At 53.1% G+C, this 25,668-nt stretch carries 20 protein-coding genes; 13 read left to right on the forward strand and 7 right to left on the reverse strand.

Features of this window, described 5'->3' with window-relative positions; all coding sequences use genetic code 11:
- Positions 1-27 precede the first annotated feature (27 nt).
- Together lepA and ACQ0MK_RS18695 are read left to right on the forward strand one after the other, a co-directional pair.
- Positions 28-1,833 carry a translation elongation factor 4 gene (gene lepA / locus ACQ0MK_RS18690; RefSeq protein ID WP_430473887.1) on the forward strand — a complete coding sequence of 602 codons (1,806 nt, stop codon included), beginning with the start codon at positions 28-30 and terminating at the stop codon, positions 1,831-1,833.
- 133 nt (positions 1,834-1,966) lie between these two features.
- Positions 1,967-2,428: a heme-degrading domain-containing protein gene (locus tag ACQ0MK_RS18695; RefSeq protein ID WP_430473888.1), complete on the forward strand. Its 462-nt coding sequence runs from the start codon at positions 1,967-1,969 to the stop codon at positions 2,426-2,428.
- 33 nt (positions 2,429-2,461) lie between these two features.
- Here the strand turns inward: ACQ0MK_RS18695 and ACQ0MK_RS18700 are convergent, their stop codons facing one another.
- From ACQ0MK_RS18700 to ACQ0MK_RS18710, 3 genes are all read right to left on the reverse strand, one after another.
- Positions 2,462-2,734, reverse strand: coding sequence for a hypothetical protein (locus ACQ0MK_RS18700; RefSeq protein ID WP_430473889.1), 273 nt, complete (start codon positions 2,732-2,734; stop codon positions 2,462-2,464).
- Between the two features lie 143 nt (positions 2,735-2,877).
- Positions 2,878-3,285: a GFA family protein gene (locus ACQ0MK_RS18705; RefSeq protein WP_430473890.1), complete on the reverse strand. Its 408-nt coding sequence runs from the start codon at positions 3,283-3,285 to the stop codon at positions 2,878-2,880.
- A 30-nt stretch (positions 3,286-3,315) separates the two neighbouring features.
- A complete protein-coding gene (locus tag ACQ0MK_RS18710) occupies positions 3,316-4,338 on the reverse strand; it encodes an NAD(P)/FAD-dependent oxidoreductase (RefSeq protein ID WP_430473891.1) in 1,023 nt (340 codons plus the stop codon).
- A 268-nt stretch (positions 4,339-4,606) separates the two neighbouring features.
- On the opposite strand from ACQ0MK_RS18710, the gene tsaE reads away from it, so the two are divergent.
- The 6 genes from tsaE to trxA all read left to right on the forward strand — a co-directional run bounded on the left by tsaE (position 4,607) and on the right by trxA (position 14,108).
- Positions 4,607-5,083 (forward strand): tRNA (adenosine(37)-N6)-threonylcarbamoyltransferase complex ATPase subunit type 1 TsaE, encoded by a 477-nt coding sequence (tsaE, locus tag ACQ0MK_RS18715; protein ID WP_430473892.1) that lies wholly within the window; start codon positions 4,607-4,609, stop codon positions 5,081-5,083.
- On the forward strand, positions 5,080-6,237 hold the full coding sequence (locus tag ACQ0MK_RS18720) for an aminoglycoside phosphotransferase family protein (RefSeq protein ID WP_430473893.1): 1,158 nt from the start codon (positions 5,080-5,082) through the stop codon (positions 6,235-6,237). The genes tsaE and ACQ0MK_RS18720 overlap by 4 nt, the downstream gene beginning before the upstream one ends.
- Complete coding sequence (locus ACQ0MK_RS18725) at positions 6,234-6,995, forward strand: nucleotidyltransferase family protein (RefSeq protein ID WP_430473894.1); 762 nt, start codon at positions 6,234-6,236, stop codon at positions 6,993-6,995. Before ACQ0MK_RS18720 ends, ACQ0MK_RS18725 begins: the two co-directional genes overlap by 4 nt.
- On the forward strand, positions 6,995-10,165 hold the full coding sequence (addB, locus tag ACQ0MK_RS18730; protein WP_430473895.1) for a double-strand break repair protein AddB: 3,171 nt from the start codon (positions 6,995-6,997) through the stop codon (positions 10,163-10,165). Before ACQ0MK_RS18725 ends, addB begins: the two co-directional genes overlap by 1 nt.
- Complete coding sequence (addA, locus tag ACQ0MK_RS18735; RefSeq protein WP_430473896.1) at positions 10,162-13,626, forward strand: double-strand break repair helicase AddA; 3,465 nt, start codon at positions 10,162-10,164, stop codon at positions 13,624-13,626. Before addB ends, addA begins: the two co-directional genes overlap by 4 nt.
- A 161-nt stretch (positions 13,627-13,787) precedes the next feature.
- Positions 13,788-14,108: a thioredoxin TrxA gene (gene trxA / locus ACQ0MK_RS18740; protein WP_008888557.1), complete on the forward strand. Its 321-nt coding sequence runs from the start codon at positions 13,788-13,790 to the stop codon at positions 14,106-14,108.
- 58 nt (positions 14,109-14,166) lie between these two features.
- Here the strand turns inward: trxA and ACQ0MK_RS18745 are convergent, their stop codons facing one another.
- A complete protein-coding gene (locus ACQ0MK_RS18745; protein ID WP_430473897.1) occupies positions 14,167-15,108 on the reverse strand; it encodes a GNAT family N-acetyltransferase in 942 nt (313 codons plus the stop codon).
- 293 nt (positions 15,109-15,401) lie between these two features.
- Between ACQ0MK_RS18745 and ACQ0MK_RS18750 the strand changes: the two genes are divergently transcribed.
- Together ACQ0MK_RS18750 and ACQ0MK_RS18755 are read left to right on the forward strand one after the other, a co-directional pair.
- A complete protein-coding gene (locus ACQ0MK_RS18750; RefSeq protein ID WP_430473898.1) occupies positions 15,402-15,626 on the forward strand; it encodes a hypothetical protein in 225 nt (74 codons plus the stop codon).
- Positions 15,627-15,775: 149 nt separating this feature from the next.
- Positions 15,776-16,192 (forward strand): hypothetical protein, encoded by a 417-nt coding sequence (locus tag ACQ0MK_RS18755; protein ID WP_430473899.1) that lies wholly within the window; start codon positions 15,776-15,778, stop codon positions 16,190-16,192.
- 114 nt (positions 16,193-16,306) lie between these two features.
- Here the strand turns inward: ACQ0MK_RS18755 and ACQ0MK_RS18760 are convergent, their stop codons facing one another.
- Positions 16,307-17,257: a hypothetical protein gene (locus ACQ0MK_RS18760; RefSeq protein ID WP_430473900.1), complete on the reverse strand. Its 951-nt coding sequence runs from the start codon at positions 17,255-17,257 to the stop codon at positions 16,307-16,309.
- Positions 17,258-17,319: 62 nt separating this feature from the next.
- Between ACQ0MK_RS18760 and lanM the strand changes: the two genes are divergently transcribed.
- Positions 17,320-20,484: a type 2 lanthipeptide synthetase LanM gene (gene lanM, locus ACQ0MK_RS18765; protein WP_430473901.1), complete on the forward strand. Its 3,165-nt coding sequence runs from the start codon at positions 17,320-17,322 to the stop codon at positions 20,482-20,484.
- A 551-nt stretch (positions 20,485-21,035) separates the two neighbouring features.
- On the opposite strand, the gene ACQ0MK_RS18770 is transcribed toward lanM, so the two are convergent.
- Positions 21,036-21,977: a GNAT family N-acetyltransferase gene (locus ACQ0MK_RS18770; RefSeq protein WP_430473902.1), complete on the reverse strand. Its 942-nt coding sequence runs from the start codon at positions 21,975-21,977 to the stop codon at positions 21,036-21,038.
- Positions 21,978-22,169: 192 nt separating this feature from the next.
- On the opposite strand from ACQ0MK_RS18770, the gene ACQ0MK_RS18775 reads away from it, so the two are divergent.
- Both ACQ0MK_RS18775 and ACQ0MK_RS18780 read left to right on the forward strand, forming a co-directional pair.
- Complete coding sequence (locus ACQ0MK_RS18775) at positions 22,170-22,394, forward strand: hypothetical protein (protein ID WP_430473903.1); 225 nt, start codon at positions 22,170-22,172, stop codon at positions 22,392-22,394.
- 395 nt (positions 22,395-22,789) lie between these two features.
- Complete coding sequence (locus ACQ0MK_RS18780; protein WP_430473904.1) at positions 22,790-23,062, forward strand: hypothetical protein; 273 nt, start codon at positions 22,790-22,792, stop codon at positions 23,060-23,062.
- 132 nt (positions 23,063-23,194) lie between these two features.
- On the opposite strand, the gene ACQ0MK_RS18785 is transcribed toward ACQ0MK_RS18780, so the two are convergent.
- Complete coding sequence (locus tag ACQ0MK_RS18785) at positions 23,195-25,660, reverse strand: DNA translocase FtsK (protein ID WP_430473905.1); 2,466 nt, start codon at positions 25,658-25,660, stop codon at positions 23,195-23,197.
- Positions 25,661-25,668 lie beyond the last annotated feature (8 nt).

Here is a 25,668-nt window from a genome sequence, read left to right on the forward strand (position 1 = left end):
CCAATTTTAGTGCCAGAAGCAGCCAAAATGACTGACCTTAAACATATTCGTAATTTTTCGATCATCGCGCATATCGACCACGGAAAATCGACCCTGGCGGATCGCCTGATCCAGTTGACCGGCGGTCTGACCGAACGTGAAATGGCCGAACAGGTTCTTGATTCGATGGATATCGAACGTGAACGTGGCATCACCATTAAATCACAGGCCGTGCGTTTGAAATACACGGCCAAGGATGGAATCGAATACACGCTCAACCTGATGGATACGCCCGGCCACGTTGACTTCGCCTATGAAGTTTCACGTTCCCTTGCGGCGTGCGAAGGATCGCTTCTGGTGGTTGATGCTGCACAGGGTGTCGAAGCACAGACCCTTGCCAACGTTTATCAGGCGATTGAAAACAACCACGAAATCGTGCCGGTTCTCAATAAAGTCGATCTTCCTGCTGCGGAACCTGATCGTGTCAAAGAACAGATCGAAGAAGTTATTGGCATTGATGCCAGTGACGCCGTGATGATTTCGGCCAAGACCGGTCTTGGTGTTCCTGATGTGCTTGAAGCACTGGTGACCCGTCTTCCAGCACCGACCGGCGATGCAACCGCACCGCTTGAAGTTCTTCTGGTTGATAGCTGGTATGATTCGTATCTTGGCGTGATGATTTTGGTGCGTGTCAAAGAAGGCACGCTTAAAAAGGGCCAGAAGGTCCGCTTCATGAATGCCAAGGTCACCCACACCATTGATCGCGTCGGGGTCTTCACACCAAAGCCGCTTGCACTTGATCAACTTGGTCCGGGTGAAGTCGGCTTTATCAATTGCGGTATGAAAACCGTGGCTGAATGTGAAGTCGGTGACACGATTACCGAAGAAAAACGCCAATGCGCCAAACCGCTGGCCGGCTTTAAGCCGTCTATTCCGGTGGTGTTCTGTGGCATCTTCCCGGTTGATACCAGCGAATATGAAACCCTGCGGGATGCGCTTGAAAAGCTTCATCTCAACGATGCATCGTTTCAGTTCGAACCGGAAAACTCGACCGCACTTGGTCTTGGTTTCCGCTGTGGTTTCCTTGGGTTGCTGCATCTTGAGATCATTCAGGAACGTCTCGAACGCGAGTTCGAACTTGACCTGATCACGACCGCACCTTCGGTGTCCTATAAGATCACGATGAGCAAGGGCGAAGAAATTCTGCTGCATAACCCGGCAGATTTCCCTGATGTCACCAAGATTACTAAAATCGAAGAACCATGGATCAAAGCATCCATCATGGTGCCGGATGAATATCTTGGCGGCATCCTGACCCTTTGCACCGAACGTCGTGGCGTTCAGCAGGACCTGACCTATGTCGGGAACCGGGCAATGGCGGTTTACAAATTGCCACTGAACGAAGTGGTGTTTGATTTCTATGACCGTCTGAAATCCATTTCGCGCGGCTATGCCAGCTTCGATTACGAACTGGGTGGCTATGACGAAAGTGATCTGGTCAAAGTATCCATCCTTGTGAACGAAGAGCCGGTCGATGCATTGGCATTGATGGTTCACCGTTCCGCTGCCGAACATCGTGGCCGCGAGATTTGCAAACGTCTCAAAGACCTGATTCCGCGCCAGATGTTCAAGGTTGCCATTCAGGCCGCCATCGGTGGCAAGGTGATTGCCCGTGAAACCGTCTCTGCCATGCGCAAAGACGTTACCGCCAAATGTTATGGCGGCGACGTGTCGCGTAAACGCAAACTTCTGGACAAACAGAAGGCCGGTAAGAAAAAGATGCGTCAATTCGGTAAGGTCGAAATTCCACAATCGGCCTTTATCAACGCCCTGAAAATGAGCGACGATAAGTAACCAATTGAAATTACGCTTCCGAAACAAAGGCTGTATCCCGTTCAGGATACAGCCTTTTTCTTTCATACTTTCAGAATGCCCGACGCTGCGCTATGGATGAGGCAGCCAAATCATTCGACACAGGAGCCACGCAATGGACCTAGAACTGCTTGCCAAACAAGAACAGACGCTGGTTTTTGATCGCTTTGATGAAACCACCGCGTGGGCAGTCGGATCGAAATTGGTGGCTGTTGCAACGGCCCAGTCTGCCCCGGTGGTCATCAATATCCGAACGTCCGACAGAACCTTGTTTCATGCAGCCCTGCCCGGTGCCAAACCGGCGAATGATGCGTGGGCGCGGCGCAAAAGCAATCTGACTTTACGTGAACATGAAAGTTCAATGCGGTTTGGTCTGGGATTGAAGGCCAACGGCAAGACGCTTGCCGATCACGGGATTGATTTTGCCGACTATGCCGATCACGGTGGCAGTTTCCCGATCCGGGTTGTCGGTGTAGGTGTAATCGGCGCGATTACGGTATCTGGCCTTGCATCACATGAAGATCACGGAATGATTGCCGATGTGTTGATCGACCTTCTGAAGGTTGGTGCGATCTGATCCAACCATCGGATCGCACTGCATTGCCCTTGGTTATTCCTGCAAAATCATCTGAACTTTGTGCGAGACCCATTTCGAGATAATGGTCGAACCGGCAACAAGAAGGCCGATGGCAACAGCGGTGCCAATGACAACCACAAAGCTGCCCGCAGACTGGCCATGCATCATCATTTCAAGTGCGGCCTGAAACGTCACCAGCAAAAGCAAAGTTCCAAGGAGCAAGGTGCCAGACCCGAAAAGGATCAGTTTGTGCATGTTGGTAATCTTGCTTGGGTTCTTTTGTGTTTCTGGATTTTCGTCGCTCATAAAAGTCCCCTTGGTTGCGTTACATGCAGAATTCTATCTGCAGTCGAATTTTACAGCCTGACATGAATGCGAACCAAGAGCCAGAAGTAAGGCTTGTTGTTCCACATGGCTTTGAAATACGTCAGATTTAACGCAGGGGGTCTTTAGCTGCGCTGATCGAAATGGTCGATATCAGGATCAAGTTCGACAAAGCCGGGAAGGGCCGTGCTCATCCAAAGATGTTTGGTGGCTTTGAACGGTGTCGGGTCGTCAAAGCTGCCAAGACGCAAATCAATGCTCTCGGCCGAGCCACGATCGCGCCATGTCAAGCTGGACCCGCATTTCGGGCAAAATCCGCGAAACCGGTTCGGGCTGCTTTCATAATCGCTCGGCGTGCCGTTCCATGTAACCGCATCGGACGGGAAGGTAACAAAGGTCGAAACACCCGAACCACTATCCTTGCGACACATGGCACAATGGCAATGATTGCCGCCAATCGGGTCGCCAGAAGCAGAAAAGCGCACCGCGCCACAAAGACATCCACCGGAATGTAGCATTTGATTTGCGGTCATGGTGCGCTTCCCCAAATTTCTGGAATGTGATTATTCGTTCGGAACACCCGTGGTGGTCGAATATTCGAAATGGAATTCCTTATCGGGGAACAGATAGGAACGTGCCGCGTGAATGGCGCTCGCCCCTTCGGCAAAGCCCGACAGGATCAGTTTCAATTTATGTTCGTAGTTTGCGATATCGCCAATCGCAAAGATGCCCGGAACTGATGTTTGCATGGTCGCCTGCGTAACCCCGATATGGTTTTTATCAAGATTAAGGCCCCAATCGGCAATCGGGCCCAATTCCATGGCAAGCCCAAAGAACGGCAGAAGATGATCGGCTTCAAGTTCAAGCTCTTCGCCCTTGAGGGTCGCAACGACAACGTGGCTTAGTATGCCGTTTTCGCCCTTAAGACCCTTAAGCTGATAGGGGATGACCATTTCGATCTTGCCGGCTTCGGCCAAGGCCTGAAGTTTCGCACTGCTATCGGGTGCTGCGCGGAATTTAGGGCGACGGTGCACAACCATGACCTTTTCCGCAACATCATGCAGCGACAATGCCCAATCCACCGCCGAATCACCGCCACCGGCAATCACGACTTTCTTGCCTGCGAAATCAGCCCGGCGTTTGACGTAATACTGAACCCCGCCGGAACCTTCGTAATCTTCAAGGCCGTCCATCGGGGGTTTGTTCGGGCCAAACGCCCCACAACCAGCGGCAATGACAACTGCACCGGCATCAATCACGGTGCCGGTATTGGTGATCAGGGTAAAGCGACCATCATCGCGCTTTTCAAGCTTGGTCACTTGCTGACCAAGGTGATAGGTCGGCTCAAACGGTTCAGCCTGCTTGGCCAGCTGATCAATCAGGTCCTGGCCTGCGATCTGCGGGTGGGCCGGGATGTCAAAAATCGGCTTTTCCGGATAAAGCGCGCTGCACTGGCCGCCGACCATGCCAAGCGCATCAACCACGTGGGATTTAAGCCCCAGCATACCGGCTTCGAAAACCGCAAAAAGCCCGACCGGGCCTGCGCCAATAATGGCAATATCTGTGCTGTTTGATGCGTCTGACATATTTATTCCATCCAAATAACATTGAATTTGGGCTTGGTCTAACCGTGGGCCCGTCGATGTGCGGGAAAACTAACATGGGCGAAATAGCATTTAGGGCCATTTATCGCAATGTAAACCGGGCAAATAAGCTGTGTTTGGTCCGTTTTGCTGTGTTCAAAATCACGGTGACGTAAAATCATTGCGAACAAAGGGTCTCACACCCTACAAAAGAGGTCATCAAAGACATCTAGGGTCTCAGACCCTGGTCGCCAACCGATAAACGGACATTATGAGCAAGACAATTACTGTCAGTGATCAAAACGGGACCGAGGCCCTTGCAAGTGACCTTGCGGCCATGGCCAAGCCGGGTGATGTTATCTTGATGCATGGCACTCTTGGCATGGGCAAAAGTGCCTTTTGCCGCGCATTTATTCGCGCAATGGCCAAGAACCCGCATGAAGAAGTTCCAAGTCCGACATTCACACTGGTCCAGATTTACGAACTTGATCCGCTGCCAGTATGGCACTTTGATCTTTATCGGCTTTCAGACCCCGAAGAAGTCCACGAACTGGATATCGAAGATGCCTTTGTCGATGCTGTTAGCCTGATTGAATGGCCTGATCGGCTGGAATACCTGACCCCGGAAAACCGGCTTGATATTCATATCGAACCCGGACCAACTGTTGATGGGCGGGTGTTTAAGCTTGATCCGCATGGTGATGACTGGTCAAAACGGGTTGATGCGCTGTCTGAGGATGGCAAATGACCAACCCAAACCCCGATCAGCAACACCGCAATTTTGAACGTCAGGATTTTCTGGCGTCATGCGGCTGGCAAAATGCGCAAGTTTCCCCGTTGGTGGATGATGCATCTGCCCGGAAGTATTTCCGGCTTGAACGCCGCCATGACACAGCCCTTCTGATGGATTTCCCGCCTGAGGCCATTCATGTCGATCCGCATGGCATTTATGATGATCCCGAACGCACGGCATCTGTGGCACCGGTCCTTCGTACAACTTCTTTGTTTGAACGGGCAGGATGGCGCGTACCGGTAATTCAGGCATCGGATGAAAAACGCGGTCTTGTGTTGATCGAGGACTTTGGCGATCTGACCTTTACCCGCGCCTTGCAGGCAGGGGGTGTTTTGAATGGTGTGGGACAAGACGCATTATATTTACGTGCGGTCGAACAACTGGTTACCTTGCATCGGTTTTGCGATGCTGGTGGCATGGCAGAATGCGGGCTTGTCCGCTATGCACCAGAAAACCTGCGTCGGATGTTGGCCAGTTTCAAGAGCGACTATCTGCCCTTGATCATTGCCGATGACGTCAAGCGAACGGCGGCGATCGCTGCGTTTGATCAATTGCTTGATGATGTGTTGCCGCTGTGTTGGCAGGCAGGGGATGTAATCATTCACCGTGATTATCATGTCGATAATTTGATGCTGGTTGAAAATGGCGATGGGGGCGATGATTGCGGGATCATTGATTTCCAAGACGCTGCCATTGCCACCCGGCCTTATGATCTGGCGTCATTGTTGCGTGATGTGCGTCATGATATTGGCACTGATCTTGAAGACCGGATGAAACAGTTTTATCTCGCCGCCTTTCCAAATATCAATCATTCTGATTTCGAAACATCCTATATCGCGACCTCCATGGTGCGCAATTTCCGTATTCTTGGTCGGTTTGGCTGGCTTGCGGTTAAGGCTGGAAAACAGCGGTATTTCGATTTTATTCCGCGCTGCTGGGATCTGATCTTGCGCGGGGCAGCGACCAACTTGCCCGACTTGCAAAACTGGGTAGATACCCACATCCCGCCAGATGTCCGTCACGCGCCGAACATGCAAAAACCCACCAATGCTACCAATACCACCGTCAACACTATGACACCCAACATGGGCAAAGAGGCAGATCAATGACCCGCACGGCAAACACCGCACAGGCGATGGTTTTGGCGGCTGGTTTTGGCAAACGCATGCGTCCGATTACCGATAAAATGCCAAAACCGTTGGTGCCGGTTGCCGGAAAACCAATGCTGGATCATGTGCTTGATAAAATGGCCTTGGCCGGGTTTGATCAGGCAGTGGTCAATAGCCACTATCTGGGGCAGATGATTGTCGATCATGTTGCAGAACGCACTGCTCCCAAAGTGCTGACTTCACCGGAACAAGACATTCTGGAAACCGGCGGTGGGGTTAAAAACGCCCTTTCGATGCTTGACCAAGAAGCCATTCTGATTGCCAATGCCGATGTGTTCTGGACCGAAGGAACTGATCCGCTGTTTGATCGTCTGATAAACGGCTTTGATCCCGATCATATGGATGCGTTGCTTGCGATTTATCCGGTGTCGGATGGGTATGGTTATGACGGGGCGGGTGATTTTTTCTGGCAGGTGGATGGGCGATTGAAACGGCGCGGAGATGTGCCATCGGCGCCATATTTCTTTACCGGGGTTCAAATCTTGTCGCCGCGACTGTTTGAAAACACACCAGATGGCGCCTTTTCGTTGAATGTTGTTTATGACAAGGCGCTGGCGGCGGGGCGGTGCTATGGTTTGGTTCATGATGGCGGGCATTTCCATATTGGCACGCCAGAAGCACTGATCGAATCTGAACCCGTGATCGCAGATGCCTTGGCGATTGAACGGGCGAAACAAGCCGTATCCGGGGGAAGTTGATGGCGGACCTGTTTGATTACATGGACGCAGTCGATCCTAATGATGATCCGTTTGCAGGCATTCCAGCAAACCCGGAAAACCTGTTTTTCATTCCACCGGGCGAAGCCTTTGCCGATCTGATCGCCAAGCAACTGATCGCTGAAACCGCCGATCAGCCGGTTGAACTGCCCGATTACGTTTTAATGGTGCCTAACCGCCGATCCGCCAAGGTGATGCGGGATGCCTTCTTGCGCCAATCGGGTGGGGCGGTGACCTTGCTGCCAACCATTCGCCCCTTGGGGGAGGCGGATGAAGATGAATTGGCAATCTATGGCGCAGGCGGGCAACAGGCCGCCCTTGATCTGCCACCGGCCATCCCCGATTTGCAGCGAAAATTGTTGCTCACCCGCCTGATCATGAACCGGCCCGATCATCGCGGCGAAAAGCCAAGTGCGGACCAAGCTGCCCGTCTGGCAGGCGAACTCGCCCGGTTTCTTGATCAGGTACAAACGGAAAATTGCGTCTTTGATGATCTCAAAGGTCTGGTCCCCGAAGAATTCGCCGAACATTGGCAACTGACGTTAGAGTTTTTGCAAATCCTGACCGTGCATTGGCCGGGTATTCTGGCAACGCAGGATGTCAGTGACCGGGCACTCCGCCGTAACGCCCTGATCAAAGCACAGATTGATCTGTGGCAGGAAAATACGCCGCAAACCCCTGTTTTGATTGTTGGGTCCACCGGGCCATTTCCGGCCTTGCGCGATTTGATGAAGGCCGTCCTTGCCATGCCAAAAGGCCGCGTGGTTCTACCCGGACTGATGACCGGGTTAAATCACGAAGACTGGTCTGCGATCCAAGACGATGCCACCCATCCACAGCATTTGCTGGGCAGGACATTGGCCCATATTGGCCGCCATGCCGATAGCGTTCTGCTGTGGCCTGCCTTAGAACAGGACAGCGACGCCACGATAGAACGCCGTCGTTTGGCCCGCGAAGCCCTGCGCCCGGCCAAAACCACCCATCATTGGCGCCATATCACGGGCTTTGTCCCCGATGTTTTGGACGGGGTGTTGCGCATTGATTGTTCTGGCGCGCGTGAAGAAGCCACCACCATTGCCGTGATGATGCGTGAATCCCTTGAAAATCCAGGCATGACCTGTGCGCTGGTGACACCAGATCGTGGTTTGGCACGCCGTGTTGCAACTGAACTGCGCCGCTGGGAAGTTGAAATTGATGATTCGGCGGGTATCCCGCTTCATGACACGGCACCAGCAATTTATCTGCGTTTGGTCGTGCGCGCGGTGCAAGAACAATTTGCACCCGTTCCGTTGCTTGAATTGTTAAAACATCCGCTATCGGCGGCGGGATTACCGCCGGAAACCTTCCGTGTGCTGACCCGTTTGCTTGAACAACATGTTTTGCGCGGTGCGCGTCCGGGGCCGGGGTTAGATGGGTTGCAAACCGCCCTTGATGGCTGGCGGGATGAATTTATCGAACGGTTAAAAGACAGCAGTTCGGAACATGCGCATGCGCGGATTGAACGCATACGCGACGATCATGCCCGCATGACCGATCTTGTCGCCCGATTTGAGGCCTGTTTGGCGCCGCTTACCGACCTGAATGCCGAAAAAACGCTTTCGCCGGTCGGCGCACTTCGCAGTCACATCACCGCGGCCGAGGCATTGGCAGCAAGCGACACCCAATCTGGGGCAGACCGCCTGTGGCGCGGCGAAGCAGGCGAAGCGTTGGCCGATTTTGTGCATGAATTGCTGAATGCGCTGGGTGAATTTGTTGCCATGCCGGGCAATCGCTATGGCGCGTTTTTGGATGCATTGATGGCAGACCGCGCAGTGCGCCCGCGTTATGGCAAACACCCGCGTTTGTTCATCTGGGGTACGGTCGAAGCCCAGATGCAACAAGCCGATTTGACGATTTTGGGGGGCTTGAACGAAGGTGTCTGGCCGCCCGAAGCCGGTGCCGATCCATGGATGAGCCGCCCGATGCGGCGCAATTTTGGTCTGCCAGCCCCGGAACATCGGGTGGGTCAGTCGGCCCACGATTTTCAGCAGCTATTTTGTGCGCCCAATGTGGTGATGACCCGTGCTTTGCGTATTGAAGGCACGCCAACCGTGCCGTCACGCTGGTTGTTACGGATTGAAAACATTCTGCGCAAATCAGGGGTTGCGATGGAAACGCCAGAGGCCGCCGATTGGCGGGCTTTGGCCGAAACATTGGATGATCCCGCCGAAGATATGCGCCGTAAAATTGGCCGTCCTGCCCCCAAGCCCCCCGTATCTGCCCGCCCGCAACGATTGTCGGTGACCCAAATCGAAACATGGATGCGTGATCCTTATGCGATTTACGCCCGCCATATTCTGGGTTTGCGCAAACTTGATGGCGTTGATGAAGACCCGGGTGCGGCCGATTACGGCAATCTGATCCATGATGCACTTGATCAGTTTATCGCGCGTTATCCCGACCATTTGCCGCCAGATGGCGAACAGGAATTGCTGATCATTGGCCGCGAGGTTTTTAAACCAATGGCGGCACGACCGGGGCTTTGGGCGTTTTGGTGGCCGCGGTTTGAACGGATCGCCAAATGGTTCATCCAGACCGAAGCAACCCGGCGCGATTCGTTGCGAAAATCCTATACCGAACAGGCCGGAACCCTTGATACCAGTAGTGGTTTTCAGGTTTATGCCCGTGCCGACCGCATTGATGCGCTCCGCGATGGTGGAATTGCGATCATTGATTATAAAACCGGCGCCCCGCCCAGTCAGGGGGATGTGGCAAATGGCTTTGCCCCGCAATTGCCACTTGAAGCCGCAATTGCCGAAAAAGGCGGGTTTGGCGATGTCCCCGCCGGGCCACCGGCATCCATGGCGTTCTGGAAGCTTTCCGGTGGTGATCCGGCCGGTGAAATTGTCGAGATCAATACAAAACGCATGAAAAAAACGCCTGCCGAATTGGCCCATGAGGCGGTGGATGGTGTGAACGCATTGGCTGCGGCCTTTGCCGATCCGGCCACACCGTATTTAAGTGTTCCGCACCCCGATCACGCCCCGAAATATTCCGATTATGTCCATCTGTCACGTTTGCGCGAATGGATGGGCAGCGAAGATGTCGAGGAGGATGATGTTAGCGCTAACATCAAGGCGGTATCTGACCTTGGCGAAGGGGAAAGCTCATGACCGAATTGCGCGGTACTGATCCCAATATCCTTCAGCGCAATGCCTCAGACCCGAATGCATCGGTCTGGGTGTCGGCATCGGCTGGGGCAGGCAAGACCAAGGTTCTGTCTGACCGTGTTTTGCGTTTGATGCTTTCAGGAACCGAACCCCACCGGATTTTGTGTCTGACCTTTACCAAGGCCGCAGCAGCCGAAATGGCCAACCGTGTCAATGAACGGCTTGGTCGTTGGGCGACGATGGAAGATCGCGAACTTCATGACGATCTGACCAATCTTGCGGGCACAGCGCCCAGTTCGGATGAAACCATGCGCGCACGGCAACTGTTTGCCCGTGTTTTGGATGCGCCCGGCGGGATGAAAATTCAGACCATCCACGCATTTTGTCAGTCATTATTGCGCCGCTTCCCGCTTGAAGCAGGCCTTGCCCCGCATTTTGAAATCATGGATGACAGAACAGCGGCTGAAACCATGGCCGATGTGCAAGAAGAAGTTCTGGCCTTCGCCCGGACGGGTCGGGATGACGATTTGGCAAAGGCATTGTCAATTGTCACAGGACAGGTCCGCGAAGGGGCCTTTGGCGAGGTCATGAGCGAACTTGCCCGTGAACGCGGCCGCCTTAAACGTATGCTGGCCAATCTTGGTGGGGCCAACCGGATGCGCGATGCGGTTTATGCCGCCCTTGGTGTCCCGGTCGGGGTGAGTGAGGAAACCATTCTTGCCAAGGCGCTATCAGATGATGCCTTTGACCGCGATGGATTGATGCGCGGTCTTGCCGCCCTTGAAGCGGGCACCAAAACCGATCAGGCGCGCGTTCCTGCCTTGGCCCAGTTTTTGGAAAAAACCAAACTCGAAGAACGGCTTGCTGTCTTTAACGATTACCGCAGTGTGTTCTTTACGATTGCGGGCGAACCACGCGCCAAGCTGATCACAAAGGGGGCGGCGGAAAACCATCCGATGGGGGCGGATGCCTTAGAGGAGGAAGCCGCCCGACTGATCGAAATTGATCGCCAACGCAAGGCAGCCGCAATGGCGGGAGCGACCAGTGCCTTGATCACGATTGGCAATGCGATGCTTGATCGTTATGCCACCAAAAAGGCGATGCATGCCCGGCTTGATTATGATGATTTGATCCTGACCAGTTTGAAATTGCTTGAATTGCAAAGCAACATGGCAGGCTGGGTTTTGTTCAAACTCGACGAAGGCCTTGATCACATCCTGATTGACGAGGCACAGGATACCAACCCCGAACAATGGAAAGTCGTTAGCATCCTTGCCGATGAGTTTTTCCAAGATGCCGCACGTCAGGCCGATAAGCCGCGCACCATCTTTGCCGTTGGGGATTCGAAGCAATCAATTTACAGCTTCCAGCGCGCCGATCCCGAAAAATTCGCCGAGATGCGCCGTTATTTCCGCGAACGTGCCAAGGATATTGAAGCCCAGTGGCGCGAAGTGCCGATGAACATCTCGTTTCGGTCTACCGATGCTGTTCTTGGCACCGTGGATCGCGTCTTTGCCGGACCTGTGGCAAAGCAAGGTGTCGGCGATGACGGGGCAGAAGTTCTTCATAGTCCATTTCGCGTCGGGCAAGCTGGGCGAATTGAATTGTGGCCCGCGGTTGAGCCACAAGAACGCGCGCCCGAAGACCCATGGACACCACCAACCCGGATTGTGCGGCTTGAAGACCCTGAAATCCGCTTGGCCCGCGTGATTGCCGGGCGCATCCGCCATGCCATTGATGAAGGCGAAATTCTGACATCGCGCGGGCGCCCGGTGCGGGCGGGGGATTTCATGATCCTTGTTCGCCGTCGGACTGCCTTTGTAGATGAGGTCGTAAAGGCGCTTAAAGAACGCAATGTGCCGGTTGCCGGTGTTGACCGTATGCAGATCACCGATCAGTTGGCGGTGATGGATTTGGTGGCATTCGGTCGGTTCTTGCTGATGCCCGAAGATGATCTGACACTGGCCGAAGTTCTTAAAAGCCCGCTGATTGGCTTTGATGACGATCAGTTGTTTGAAATTGCCCATAACCGGCCAAGAACCCTTTGGCATGCGCTGCGTGAAAAGGCCGTGACGGTCGATGATGGATCGATCTTTGCCCGTGCCTATGGGTTCTTGTTCAAATGGCTTGGGCGGGTTGATTACGAACGTCCGTTTGAATTGTATGGCGAATTGCTGGGCGGTCGTGGCGAAGATGCCCGTGGGGTGCGTGCGCGTCTTGTTGGGCGTTTGGGGGTCGAGGCCAATGACCCGATTGACGAGTTTCTCAACCTTGCCATGGGCTATGAGGCAGACCACGCCCCGACCTTGCAGGGATTCTTGCATTGGTTGATGGCAGGTGATGCCGAGATCAAGCGTGATCTTGAACAAAGTGGGCGCGATGAAGTCCGCATCATGACCGTGCATGGGGCCAAGGGGCTTCAGGCGCCGATCGTGTTCTTGCCCGATACCATGCAGGTGCCGACACAGGCCCCCAATTTGTTTTGGCAGGAAGACCGTAATTTGATGTTCTGGTTGCCGCGTGTCGCCCTTGAAACCGATGTGGTGTCGCGCTTGCGCGATGGCATCGCGATCAAGCGGGATCAAGAATATAATCGCCTGTTGTATGTCGCCCTGACCCGCGCAGAAGACCGGCTTTATATTTGTGGCTGGCAGGGACGCCGCAAGGCGCCTGATCATTGCTGGTACAATCTGTGTCAGCAGGCCATGGAAGGCTATGCCAAGCCCGCCCAGATTGATCTGGGCACCTATTCCGGATCTGGTTGGGACGGGGAAGGCTGGATTTGGCAAACCGATCAATCCGAGGTGCCAAAACCTGACCGGGCAGAAGCACGTGATGCCGGGCATCTAACAGCCAAGCGGACCCTGATCCGTGCGGTTGCCCCACAAGAATCCTTCCCGCCCAAACCACTCGCGCCGAGCAAAATGATCGAAGAGGACGAGGTTTTCCAATCGCCACTGGGCGGCGATCAGGGGCAAAGCTTTAAGCGTGGTATTTTGATCCACAAGCTTTTGGAACTGCTGCCAGACTTGCCCGATGCCGCCCGCCGTGCCGCGGCAGAACGGTTCTTGGCCCAGCCTGTTCATGCGCTTGAACCGGATCAACAAGCTGAAATTGCCGATGAAACCATCGGAATTTTCAATAACCCGGTATTTGCGCCAGTATTTGCCCCCGGATCGCGGGCCGAGGTGCCATTGGTTGGTATTGTTGGTGGGGATGTTGTTTCTGCGCAGATTGACCGTCTGGTGGTGCGGGGTGACGAGGTCATGATTGTCGATTACAAAACCAACCGCCCGCCGCCGCGCGATGTTGACGCAACACCAAAAGCCTATCGCCGCCAGATGTCGATTTATCGCGCCGCCCTTGCCCAGATGTATCCGGAAAAGAATGTCCGGTGCTTTATCCTTTGGACAAACGGGCCGTGGATGGTCGAACTTCCCGACCATATTCTGACATTTGGCTAATGGTTGCGACTCTGCGCTGGCTATAGCTTGGTAACGGTGACAGGACCGCTGATCGCCCAATGCGCTTGACGTTTGGGTTCGTGCTGCCTACCTTGGCCTCATGAAGCGGATCGAGGTTCGCGGGGAAAACCCCGGCCTCGTAACAACTAGGATCTGAAAGCATGACCACGATTAAAGTTTCCGACGGTTCGTTTGACACCGACGTTCTGGGGTCAAACGACCCTGTTTTGGTCGATTTCTGGGCTGAATGGTGCGGTCCGTGTAAGCAGATTGCGCCATATCTCGACGAAATCGCAGGTGAACTGGGCGGCAAGCTCAAGATCGCCAAAGTGAATATTGACGAAAACCCGAACACCCCGGCGAAATACGGTGTTCGTGGCATTCCGACCCTGATGATCTTCAAGGGCGGTGAAGTTGCGGCGATGAAAGTCGGCGCACTTCCGAAAAGCGCACTTGTTGACTGGATCAACCAGTCGATCTGATCTTTCCGGTCATAAAACACTAAAAGGCGGGCTGAATTTCAGCCCGCTTTTTCTTTGCTCAAAGCGTAAAACTTTGGCCCGCCGGAACCAACTTTTCCCAAATCATATATTCTTTGTTCCGAACCAACCCAAATCGTTCAAGCGCCCTCCAGGATGCTGAATTCCCGGCTTCTGCATATGCGACGATTGGAAGGTTCCATTGATCAGCCACAATTTGCGTGAAAAGACGGCAGATCAGGTCGGAAACCCCTGTTCCCCAATGTTTTCGTAAACAACTGATTTGTGGGCCCAGAACGGAAACGCCCAAATTGGTCAAAGTTGTGCTGGCGACGATTTCGTCATCGAGTTTTGCGATGATCATCGTGTTGCTGTCGGCTTCGTAACTCTTACGCACACCGTCTGGGGTTGCCGGTGCAACCCTGCCCCGGATGGAAAAGGCGTGGTTATAAATTTCGGTAAGTTTCTCAAAGATGTCAGGATTGGACGCGATTGTAGCGTCATCAAGTATAACCGCCTTATATCCCAGTTCGATCGCACGACTGGCGTACGGAAATTCACCAGTTTGGGGTGGGCCGGGTTTGCGTTCATAGCGATAGCTTCCGGGAACTTCGGCAAAACCCATATCTGCCATTTCTACTGACGGCAGCGCGCATTCGGGCGGATTGTAAGCGTGAAAACATGTATCCACCTTGACTACAGTCTCGGTTTCATGGCGCAGAACGTAGCGGAACCAGCTAGCAAGTGTGTTCGGATTCTTGCTGCGACCGTCGATTGAAATCCTGACGTAGCAACTGCCGTCTTGGTTCTGATTTCGAGAGAGCATCACAGATGCCAGCATCTTACCATTCTCATCTTGCAGAACCAAATCGTCGCCCCGGGTGAGAATAGCCGTCGCAAGGTCCATCCTATCGTAATAACGCCGGGCTTCCTCGTTGGCGATTTCCCTACGAAAAGCGGTATAGGCTTCGATATTGTCTTGTGTGATGGAAAGTAACTGCATATGTCAGAAAACTTCTGCGGCATAAAAATTAAAATAAACCATATATATCAATACGTTAATTTCTGTGAAGGTCAAGAAGAGCGTATGACATTACACCCTGTGATCTGCTCCTGATACAATAAGACGGGTTGGTTGGTTTTGATGTTTGTGGCCAACAAGATTTCCTGCGCATTGTATTTAACGCGCAATAGCTGTTTATCATCGCGTCAATTGACAGTCGATGAGCTATCGGATTTAATAAATACTCTGATTTCTTGCTGCAATATCAATAAGTTTGAATAAGGATTACGAGTATGGAAAGAGTCGAACATGTGTCGAACGAGCTCCTGACAAACTGGATGCAAAGTGGTGGCGCAATTTCCGGGAGGACTGTGTCGTCCCACGGCGATAACAAAGGCTTAAGTGCTGCTGCTGGGTCGCTTCAGTTTCTTTGCCCGGGACAGACGTCGCCATCCCACGGCGATAACAAAGGTTTAAGTGCCGCTGCGGGCTCGGTTCAGGTTTATTGCCCGGGATAGGTTGTGCCATCCCATCCCACGCTTAAGTGCTGCTAGCTCCTCAAATACATATAAACCTTACTGTTAAGGTGTGAGTGTCAGGGCTAGGAATAGCACCTCAGGTGCATGAGCGGACTTCATGTAGATTGTAGGACGGTGAAGTTTCTGTCATGGAAGTCGGGCTTTTGGGATTCTGGAATTTGAAAAGGCGGGTTGATATTCATCCCGCCTTTTTTATGCCCAGAGGGATCTATCGCTTTTTGATGTTGAAGTTGATAATCTTATTCAACTTCAGGATTTTATGTGTATTCAAATCAGGGATGTTGAACATGTCGACTGTTAATCAGGAAATGATGGCGTCTTGGGCCGCCAGCGGTGGTGCAATTGCTGCTGCAGCGTCGATCAGCCTCGTGGATAATTGTGAGAGCGAAGTGCAAGCGGCTGGTGGTACTGGCAATTTCCCAATGTGCATTGACTCGGAAGTGAGTGGTGCAGGAAGCTCTGCCGGCTATCCAACGTGCATTGACCCGGAAATGAGTGCGGCAGGAAGGACTGGTCCCTATTCTCCTTATGGCTGCGTTGGATGATATCAGTTGTACCACGTTGCTAGGTGTGATTCTCATCTGAGGCAGTTTGATGATTGCTTGCTGTAAGACGGGTCATATGGTGGCCCGTCTTTTCATTTGTGTGTGCGGTCTTGATTACAGCGTAAATGTCTCGCCGGTCGGGACATGACGTTCCCAGATCATAAGTTCTTCAACGCGCGTTAGCCCGAACCGTTCAAGTGCCTTCCATGACGCGGCATTTCGTGCTTCGGCATAACCAATAATCGGAACGTTCCAGCGATCTGCAACCAATTGGGCCAGATGACGACACATCAGATCAACCGACCCGGTTCCCCAGTGGCGGCGCATGCAGTTATATTGCGGTGAAAGAACCGAATCCCCTAGATAACTCAGTGTGATGCTGCCTGTGACGTCATCACCAAGCTTGGCGATAATGATATCATTGGCGTCAGTTTCGTAACTCTTGCGCATGCGTTCCGGGGTGCTTGGGGTAACGTTATCGCGGTTCGAAAAGGCGCGGTTAAAGATATCGGCTAGCTTTTCAAAAATGTCCGGATCAGAGGCGACATAGGCATCGTCAATCACAAGCGTTTTATATCCCCGTTCAACCGCCCGGTCCGCATGTGGGAACTCACCGGAACGCGGTGGTCCCGGTTCACGCTTGTAGCGATAGGTTCCCGGTATCTCGGTAAATCCCATCTCTGCCATTTTTGCGTTCGGTAGTGTCATTTCAGGCGGGTTATAAACGTTGTAACGGGTGTCGAGCGTTACGACATTCCCGGTTTCCGTTGCAAGAACTTCGCGCAGCAAGCGTGCGTTTGTTTCGGGTTTTTTGTCTTTGCCTTCGACCGAAATCATGACCAGAAGATTACCGTCACGGGCTTCTTTGCGTCGGATTGTGACAGCCGCCTGCAGTTTGCCGTGTTCGTCTTCAAGCGCATAGTCACTGCCTTGCGTTAAAATGGCGGCGGCAAGATCAATGGTCTGGTAGTAGCGCCGTCCTTCTTCGTCGGCGACTTCCATACGGAATGCAACATAAGGCGCGATATTTTTCTGCGTGACGGCGACAAGTTGCATGTTGCTCAAAACTTCTCTTGGTTTAGGTTTAATATCAGTGCTTTAATACGCCAAAAGGTCAAGGGGAACAGATGAACGTCGATCCATTTTGGGCATCAATTGCGGCAAAGGCCGGGACCATTGATGAGCGCCTGTCGGGAAAATACATCCCTGATCGTAACGACGATGAGGCACGCTCTGCAACCCAAGCTGAACTTGACGATGCTCATCAGGGATTTCTGCAGAAATGGTGCGAATTTGCCTCCAATGGTGACAAGGATCTGTTTACCCGCCGTCTTGCCAGAGACGGCCTGAAGGCAAATGACGTCGCCCCGTATCTTGGGGATGTTGTCCTTCGCCCCGGCGAAGACGCCCCGGAATGGCTTGATACCGCCCGTTGGGTGTTTGATGCGATTGTGTCGGGTTGCGATGAGACCAACGGGGACTGTCCCGCCAGTATTCGCAATGACGTACCGTTTGCGGATTTGATTTGGCCGGTTGTCATTGCAGCACGGGTGCGGGTTTCGGGTTTTGATGCGGCGGTTCTGAGCGCGGATGCAAGAGTTGACCTTGATCGTATTTTGATCCTGCGTTTGGCCAAGGTCTACACACATACACTTTATGAAAGCTTTGAGTCGTTTCGCCAAGCCGTTGGTATCAAGCCCGAAGATACCACCGGGCCAGAAGTCTATGACGCCTTCACATCGGCACTCCGCAGCGGGCCGTTTGCCAATCTGGTGTCAAACCGTCCCGTCATGATCCGCCTGCTGGCAACCATTGTCGATCAGTGGATTGTGACAACAGGTGAGTTCATTGACCGTTTACAGCGCGATATGGTCGCGTTTCGTGATCATTTCCCGGAACTTCAGGATACATCTGTTGTCCGCAAAATAACGGGTGGGATTTCAGATTCCCATGATCACGGGCGTTCGGTCCTGATCCTTGAATTCGATACAGGTGCGAAGATTGTTTATAAGCCCCGCCCGATCGGTGCAGAACAGGCCTGGAAGGGCCTGTCGGACTGGTTGGTCAAGAGCGGCTCGGACATCCGGCTTGGTGCTGCGCAAACCTGGAGCCTGCCAGATTATGGCTGGATGGCCTATGTCGATCATGATTCTGCCCTATCGTCGGATCAGGCACCAGTTTTCTATCGCGCTTCTGGTCAGTTGCTTGCGCTGCTTTACTGTCTCAAGGGCAGTGACATGCATCATGAAAACTTCCTGATTGCAGATGGACGCCCTGTGGTCATTGATCTGGAAACACTGTTTCAGCCGGAATTGCGTCATCTGCCGGGCGGCACAAAAGCCCTGCACGCAAAGGAACTTGCGACCCACAATTTTGACAAAGGCGTGATTGCTGTGGGTCTGCTGGCGCAACGTAAAAACATTGCCGGGCATTGGGTTGATGACGGTGGTCTGGCCACATCGGTGCCCAAACCGGTTCGCGATGTCCGGCTTGTGAACGTTAATCAGGGCAATATGGTCTTTGAAACCGTCACAGTGGAAAAGCCGCTTTCGGGCTTGGGCATTACCATTGATGGGCAACCAGCCGATGCGGCGGATTACGTTACAGACCTTATTGACGGGTTTTGCGACACCATTAATTTCCTGTCTGATAACAGCGATTCGTTCCTTGGAAAAGACGGGCCCCTTGGCGGATTTAAGGATGTACGCATCCGCCATGTTTTGCGCCCGACCGCCTATTATCAGGAACTCGAATACGCCATCCGCATGCCGCAAAATCAGCAGGATGGTTTTGTCTGGAGCCTGCATTTTGAAAGACTCGCACGTCGTGCGCGCTGGGATATTGATGACTATCCGGGGTGGGGCATTCTTGCCCATGAACGCACAGCATTGACCCGGATGGATGTGCCGCTTTTTACCGGCAAGACGGATCAGGATGGTGTGTGGGCCGATGGGATGCTTGTTTCCACTGATTTCACGGCATCTGCCGTGTTGCCCAAGATCAGTGATCGTCTCGATCACCTAAAAGCCAATCTGGAATATGATTGTGCGATCATTCGTCAGCTTGTTCTTTCAACGCGGTTTACCGGCCTGCCGCCGCGCAAGCCATGGACGGATACGCCCCTTTGCGGCGATGTCGCTGCCGCCGCCCGCCAATCGGCACTGTCCATCGCGCGATATGTTGCCGATCAGGCGATCCTGTCTGATGGCGCTGCCTGCTGGATGACTGCAGATGCCACACCGGATGGCGAAGCCCTTCAGATTGCTGCAATGGGCGAGCAGTTCTATGAAGGCACGGCCGGCGTGGCCCTTTTCTTTGCCGGATGTCATGCCGTTGATCCGGATGGAGGGTGGAAAAAGATGGCTTTGGCAGCACTTGCCGCCCCGCGCGCAAGTACAGTTCAACTGGGTTCAGTTGGCGGCTTTGAGGGGATTGGTGGTCTTATTTATGTGTTGGTGCGCTGTGCCGATCTTCTTGACGCACCTGAATTGCGTGATGAAGCTGTCCGCATGTCCGAACGCATTGATGATGTCGCTGTTCATGCGGATAAGGCACTCGATGTCATAAGCGGGGTGTCCGGCGCGATACTGGGATTGTTGGCACTTTACCGCGCCACCCGCGATCAGGCCGTGCTGGATCGGGCAATTATGTGCGGACTGCATCTTCCCCAAGATCCGGCGACATGGATTGGCGTTGGCGATCGCGCATTGGCAGGCATGTCCCATGGCGCAGCCGGATCGGTTTTGGCCCTTTTGAAGCTTTATCAGGCCTGCGGTGATGAAGTATTTCTGAATTTGGCCAAACGTGGTCTTGTGTTTGAACGCAGCCTGTTTGACCCGGTCGAAAATGGCTGGCCCGACTTGCGCGGCGAGAAACCCGTTCGTGATCCGGTCCAGTGGTGTCACGGGGCTGCGGGTATCGGTTTTGCTCGGATGGCGGCCCTTAATGTGCTTGATGACCCGACCATTCGCGACGAAATTGAAACGGCAATTGCAGCGGTACTGGCAAAACAGGACGGCGGGCGTGATAATCTATGCTGTGGCCATGCCGGGCGGTTTTCAATGTTGCGATATGCATTGGAAGTTGGGTGTGGCCCGGATGATCTGGAATATCACCTCAACCATCGTTTATCTGCGTGGATCAATCGGCTTGATCACGGCGATGCTATTGGGATGATGGCGCGCGACCGCGTCTTTCAGACCAGCTTGATGCAAGGTTTGCCGGGCATTGGACAGGCGCTTCTTGAAATTGGCGCCCCAAGGGAAATCAGACCTGTACTGACACTGGCATGATTTGGCTGAATTTCAGGGTTTTATGAAGGCACAAGTTGACAGGAGTCGTGTCCTGATATTCAATCAATGCGCTATTATTCTGAATAAACAGAAATCATGGATTCACGCGCATGGAAAACACAGTTCAAGAAGTCTCAAACAAATTAAGTGCATGGCAGGCCAGTGGTGGTGCATTGACAGGTCCGATGAGCGCACCCGTTGGGCGTCCCGATCAGCATCTGGCGTCTGGGGCGCACACGGCGGGTCCTCCGTGCCCGAGTTGGGTTGAAATGAGTGCGGCTGGCTTCACGTGGAATCCAAATGCCCCTCAGTGTATTGAAGCGGAATCTAGTGATTCTGCGCTGAGTGCGGCAGCCCTGACGATGAATTCAAATGCCCCTATGTGTATTAAGGCGGAATCCAGTGATCCTGCATTGAGTGCTGCTGCAGCGACGAGCGCAGCCTTTGGTTGTCCGGTATTTTGATGTAGAAAACGGTTCTTTCTGTTGGGTGCATAAAAACAAAGGCAGGCTTGTATGGCCTGCCTTTGTTTTTGACGGGGGATGGTACGTTTAAAAATCTACCCGCGAACCTGCCAAGAACGTGCGGTGCCAACTGAAATGTTCCTGAGCCGGATAAAGACCACAGCGTTCCATCGCGCGACGGGATGCCGCATTGGTTTTATCGGCATAGGCAATGACAGGGAGGTTCCAACGTTTGGCAATTTCCTTGACCTGATGTTTGCAAACCAGATCGACAGCCCCGGTTCCCCAGTGTTTCCGTAGGCATTCCAATTCGGTTGTCAGAACTTCTTGATCAAGTTTTAAAAAATGAGTGCTGGCGACAAGATCGTCACCCAGCATGCAGATAACAAAACCACTATCGGGTTGCCGGTAGTATTTTTCCCGTTCCGCGGCAGTTATTTTTTGTACATTGGGGCGTCCGGCAAAGGCCCGGTCATAGACGTTGGCCATGCGCGAAAAAATGTCGGGATATTTCGCAATCAGATCATCATCAAGCACCATCGCGCGATAACCAAGCTGTTCTCCCTTGGTGGCATGGGGGAATTCACCTGCGCGTGGCGGACCCGGATCGCGGACATATTTGATGTTCTCCGAAACCTGTGAAAATCCCATCGCGTGCATGTCCGCCTCTATGAAGGAAAGCCCGCTTGAGGGATAAAGGTGGTAACGGGTATTGTGTTCAACAGATGGCTGGTTTTCAGTTTTAAGCAATCGCCCGATAAGGCTGGTCAGATGCTTTTCGTTGCGCTTTTTCGGATCCACCAGCACGTAGACCGACATACAATCATCATCGCTTCTACGTTTGATCGCGGCGGTTGCGACCGCGACATCATCTTCGAGCAGGAAGTGATGTGCCGTACTGGCAAGGATCATGGAAACCTGATCGGTTCTGGAAAGGTAGCTGGCGGTGGTGGCATCGACGACAGAAATCCGAAACTCCAGATACTCCGCGACGGTCTCTTTTGTCACCGGAAGAAGGGTTAAGGTCACAAATCTTTCCTTTCGTCTGTCGGCAAAACACTGTGTCATCAAAGGACATTTTGGCAACAAGATCAATTTCTAAACAATTGTTTGGAAACGGTTTGACGCGGTTGACAATTGATCAGGATTTGTTGACTTCGGGTTTCAGGTGTCGTTCAATCATAACGTGAATATCTTCAATAATAATTTGGGGTACTGAGCATGGAACGAATGGAAAGCACAACGAATAACCAGATGGCAGCCTGGCTGGTTTCTGGTGGCGCTGATTTGGCAAAAACTGACATTGCAATGGATGATCAGGGTGCAGAATTACAGGCGGCGATGCTGACGCGCTCACCGCAGACTTGCTATAGCATTGATCGTGATGACAAAGGCCTTTCGGCTGCTGCTCATACCCATAGCATGGAATGCCGTATTCATTTGTAAGATACAACTATGACTGCGTAGCCTTCTGAATTTCCGCTTCTGAGATAAGGTTTCGGTCAGTTGGAAGTATGTGGGATCAAGCGGCGACTTTGGCGTGTTTAGTGATCAGAAAGAGGCGGGCTGAGTTCAGCTCGCCTCTTTCTTGTGGGGAAACAATGTGCGGAAGTTATGCGTATTGATGGGGTCTTGTCCGGCGCGAAGGCAACGGCGAGGGGATTTTCAATAAACAGCACATGTCCTGAACGGTCTGAGGTGATCCAAAGAGACAGGCCCGTTTGCCCCGCCTCGTTGGATGTGACGTTTATTTTATCATGCATTCCCCAATTGACTTGTCCTCCCGGTTGCACTCCTATTGGTAAGCAAGTATTTTATTATGCAATTCAGGGATGAGAACCATGTACACGATGGGAAATGCCACCGGCGATTTGATGGCCAATTGGATAAGCAGTGGCGGGGTGTTGTTGGCGCAGGATGTAAATGCGGCCGATGACATTGACCAGGAGCTGAGAGCTGCAGCCAGCACTCAAGGCGCCTCCTGTGGATGGATTGATCCGGAAATCCGAAATGCTGCTATGTCCGTCTCTCCGCCTACTTGCGACCTATTTCTGGGTGCTGATCCCGAAATCAGTGCTGCGCAAGGATCGCACCAGTTCAAATGTACCGTTTAGAAACCGGGTTTGATAGACAACAGCCTTGCGCCGCTGCTGCGGACTTCCGTTTGTAGGACTGGATTTCGCCAGTCGACATTTTGAAGATGGGCGGGCCGAGACAATGGCCCGTCCATATAAATGCAACGGGCTTTAATATTCGTAGGGCGAACCATCCATGTTTTCCATCAGCACTTCGCGTTTGCCAACATGGTTGGCGGCCGATACGACGCCGTTTTCTTCCATCTGTTCGATGATGCGTGCCGCACGATTATAGCCAATGGAAAGTTTGCGCTGGATAAAGCTGGTGGATGCTTTTTTCTCGCGCAGGACAATGCCAACCGCCTGATTATACAAATCATCATCCGATCCATTTCCGCCACCACCGGCACCGGCATTGCCCCCGGCCATATAGGCGGCAACCGGGTCTTCTTCGGGTTCTTCGGTAACGGTTTCAAGATATGATGGGTCGCCTTGATCGCGCAGATGCTTGACGATGCTTTCGACTTCTTCATCCGAAACAAACGGGCCGTGGACACGCTGCAATCGGCCGCCTTGGCCCATATAAAGCATATCCCCTTGCCCCAGAAGCTGCTCGGCGCCCATTTCACCAAGGATGGTGCGAGAATCGATCTTGGAGGTCACGGAATAGGAAATACGGGTCGGGAAGTTGGCCTTGATCGTCCCGGTAATGACGTCAACCGATGGACGCTGGGTCGCCATGATCAGGTGCAAGCCCGCCGCACGGGCCATCTGGGCCAGTCGCTGGATCGATGCTTCAACATCCTTACCAGCCACCAGCATAAGATCAGCCATTTCATCGACAATGACGACGATAAACGGCAGTGGTTCCATCGGCAGTTCCTGATCTTCAAAGATCGGCTTGCCGGTTTCAGGATCAAACCCGGTCTGAACGCGACGGGTAAGCTGTTCACCCTTGGCCGCAGCTTCCTTGATGCGTTTGTTGTAACCGGCAATGTTACGCACCCCGACCTGGCTCATGGCGCGATAGCGGTCTTCCATCTCACGCACCGCCCATTTCAGGGCAACCACGGCCTTATGCGGGTCTGTCACAACCGGCGTCAAAAGATGCGGAATGCCGTCATAGATCGACAGTTCCAGCATTTTCGGATCAATCATGATAAAGCGGCATTCTTCGGGCTTCATGCGATACAGCAATGACAGGATCATTGCGTTCACACCAACCGATTTACCCGACCCGGTCGTACCCGCAATCAGCAAATGCGGCATTTTCGAAAGATCGGCAATCACGGGTGTGCCGCCAATGTCTTTGCCCAAGCTCATATTAAGCTTGCCGGTATTCTTTTCGAAATCGCTGGAGGCCAGAATTTCATGCAGATGCACGGTTTCACGGCGTGAATTTGGAAGCTCAATACCGATAACGTTGCGTCCCGGCACCACGGCAACACGCGCGGCAATCGCACTCATGGAACGTGCAATGTCATCGGCAAGACCAATCACCCGCGATGATTTCACCCCGGCGGCTGGTTCAAGTTCATACAGGGTCACAACCGGGCCGGGGCGGACCTGAACAATTTCGCCCTTAACGCCAAAGTCCTGCAGAACGGTTTCCAGTAGGCGGGCATTTTGCGCCAGTGCTTCCTGATCAATCTGATTGGCATCGCTCGGATCGGGTTCGCTCAAAAGATCAAGCGGCGGATAACGGTATTCTTCTGATCCCAAATCAAAGGATGCCTGACGCTGTGCCGATGCCTTTTCACTGGGCTGCAATTTGGCGGCAGGGGCGGCAACGATATGCACGGGTGGTTCGTTATCCACGCCATCATAATCATCGTCATCGTCAAAACCGTCATCATCATTCACATCGGTCTTGGGTTCAGAACGGCGGGTCGAGATGGTCGGGGCAAGCTTGGGTTTCCCTTTATCAAGGGATGGTTCCTGTCGCGAACCGGGTGCGCGCTTTGCGACCGGTTCATCATTGCTGCCCGTCGGGATGATGGCCCGCGCACCTGAAATGACTTTTCCAGCAGCATAAGAAAGCACATTGCCCAGACGTTCCCAGTCGGCAAGTGAATAGGCCATGCAAAAGATCGTTAAAACCAGACCAAGCACCATCGATGACAGCGCGATCAAGGCGCGTGCACCGGGAAGGCCGATCATGGCAAACCCCGCTTGAAGCTTGTTCAGCAGTAAATCGCCAGCAAACCCGCCAAGCCCAACAGTCAGCGGCCAATGCATACCCGGCTGAATGGCGGCGGCCGAAATCGCCACCAAAAGCAACGCCAGCGGCAAGACAAGAAACCGCACCCACATCCAGTTAAACGGTTTAACCGCAATCAGGCGCAATCCCCAACCCAGCATAAGCACGGTCAAAAGGGCAGATGCCAAACCCAGTGTGCGCAACATCAAATCTGCGCCATACGCACCAAAAACACCCAGCGGGTTGAAAATCGCTTCGTGGTCGGTTGCATGGTTAAAGGACGGATCGCCGGGATGGAACCCGATCAGCATGATGAACAGGGCAATGGCCATGAAAACCAGACCAAGGCCGCAAATCCGCAAACCGCTTCGCTTCAGCAGTGTCACAAGACTGCCGGGCATAAAGGCGGTTCCAAGAGTGTTCGACTGACTGCTCATCTGGGTAT

The sequence above is a fragment of the Thalassospira lucentensis genome, assembly GCF_050516545.1.
GTDB lineage: Bacteria > Pseudomonadota > Alphaproteobacteria > Rhodospirillales > Thalassospiraceae > Thalassospira > Thalassospira lucentensis_C.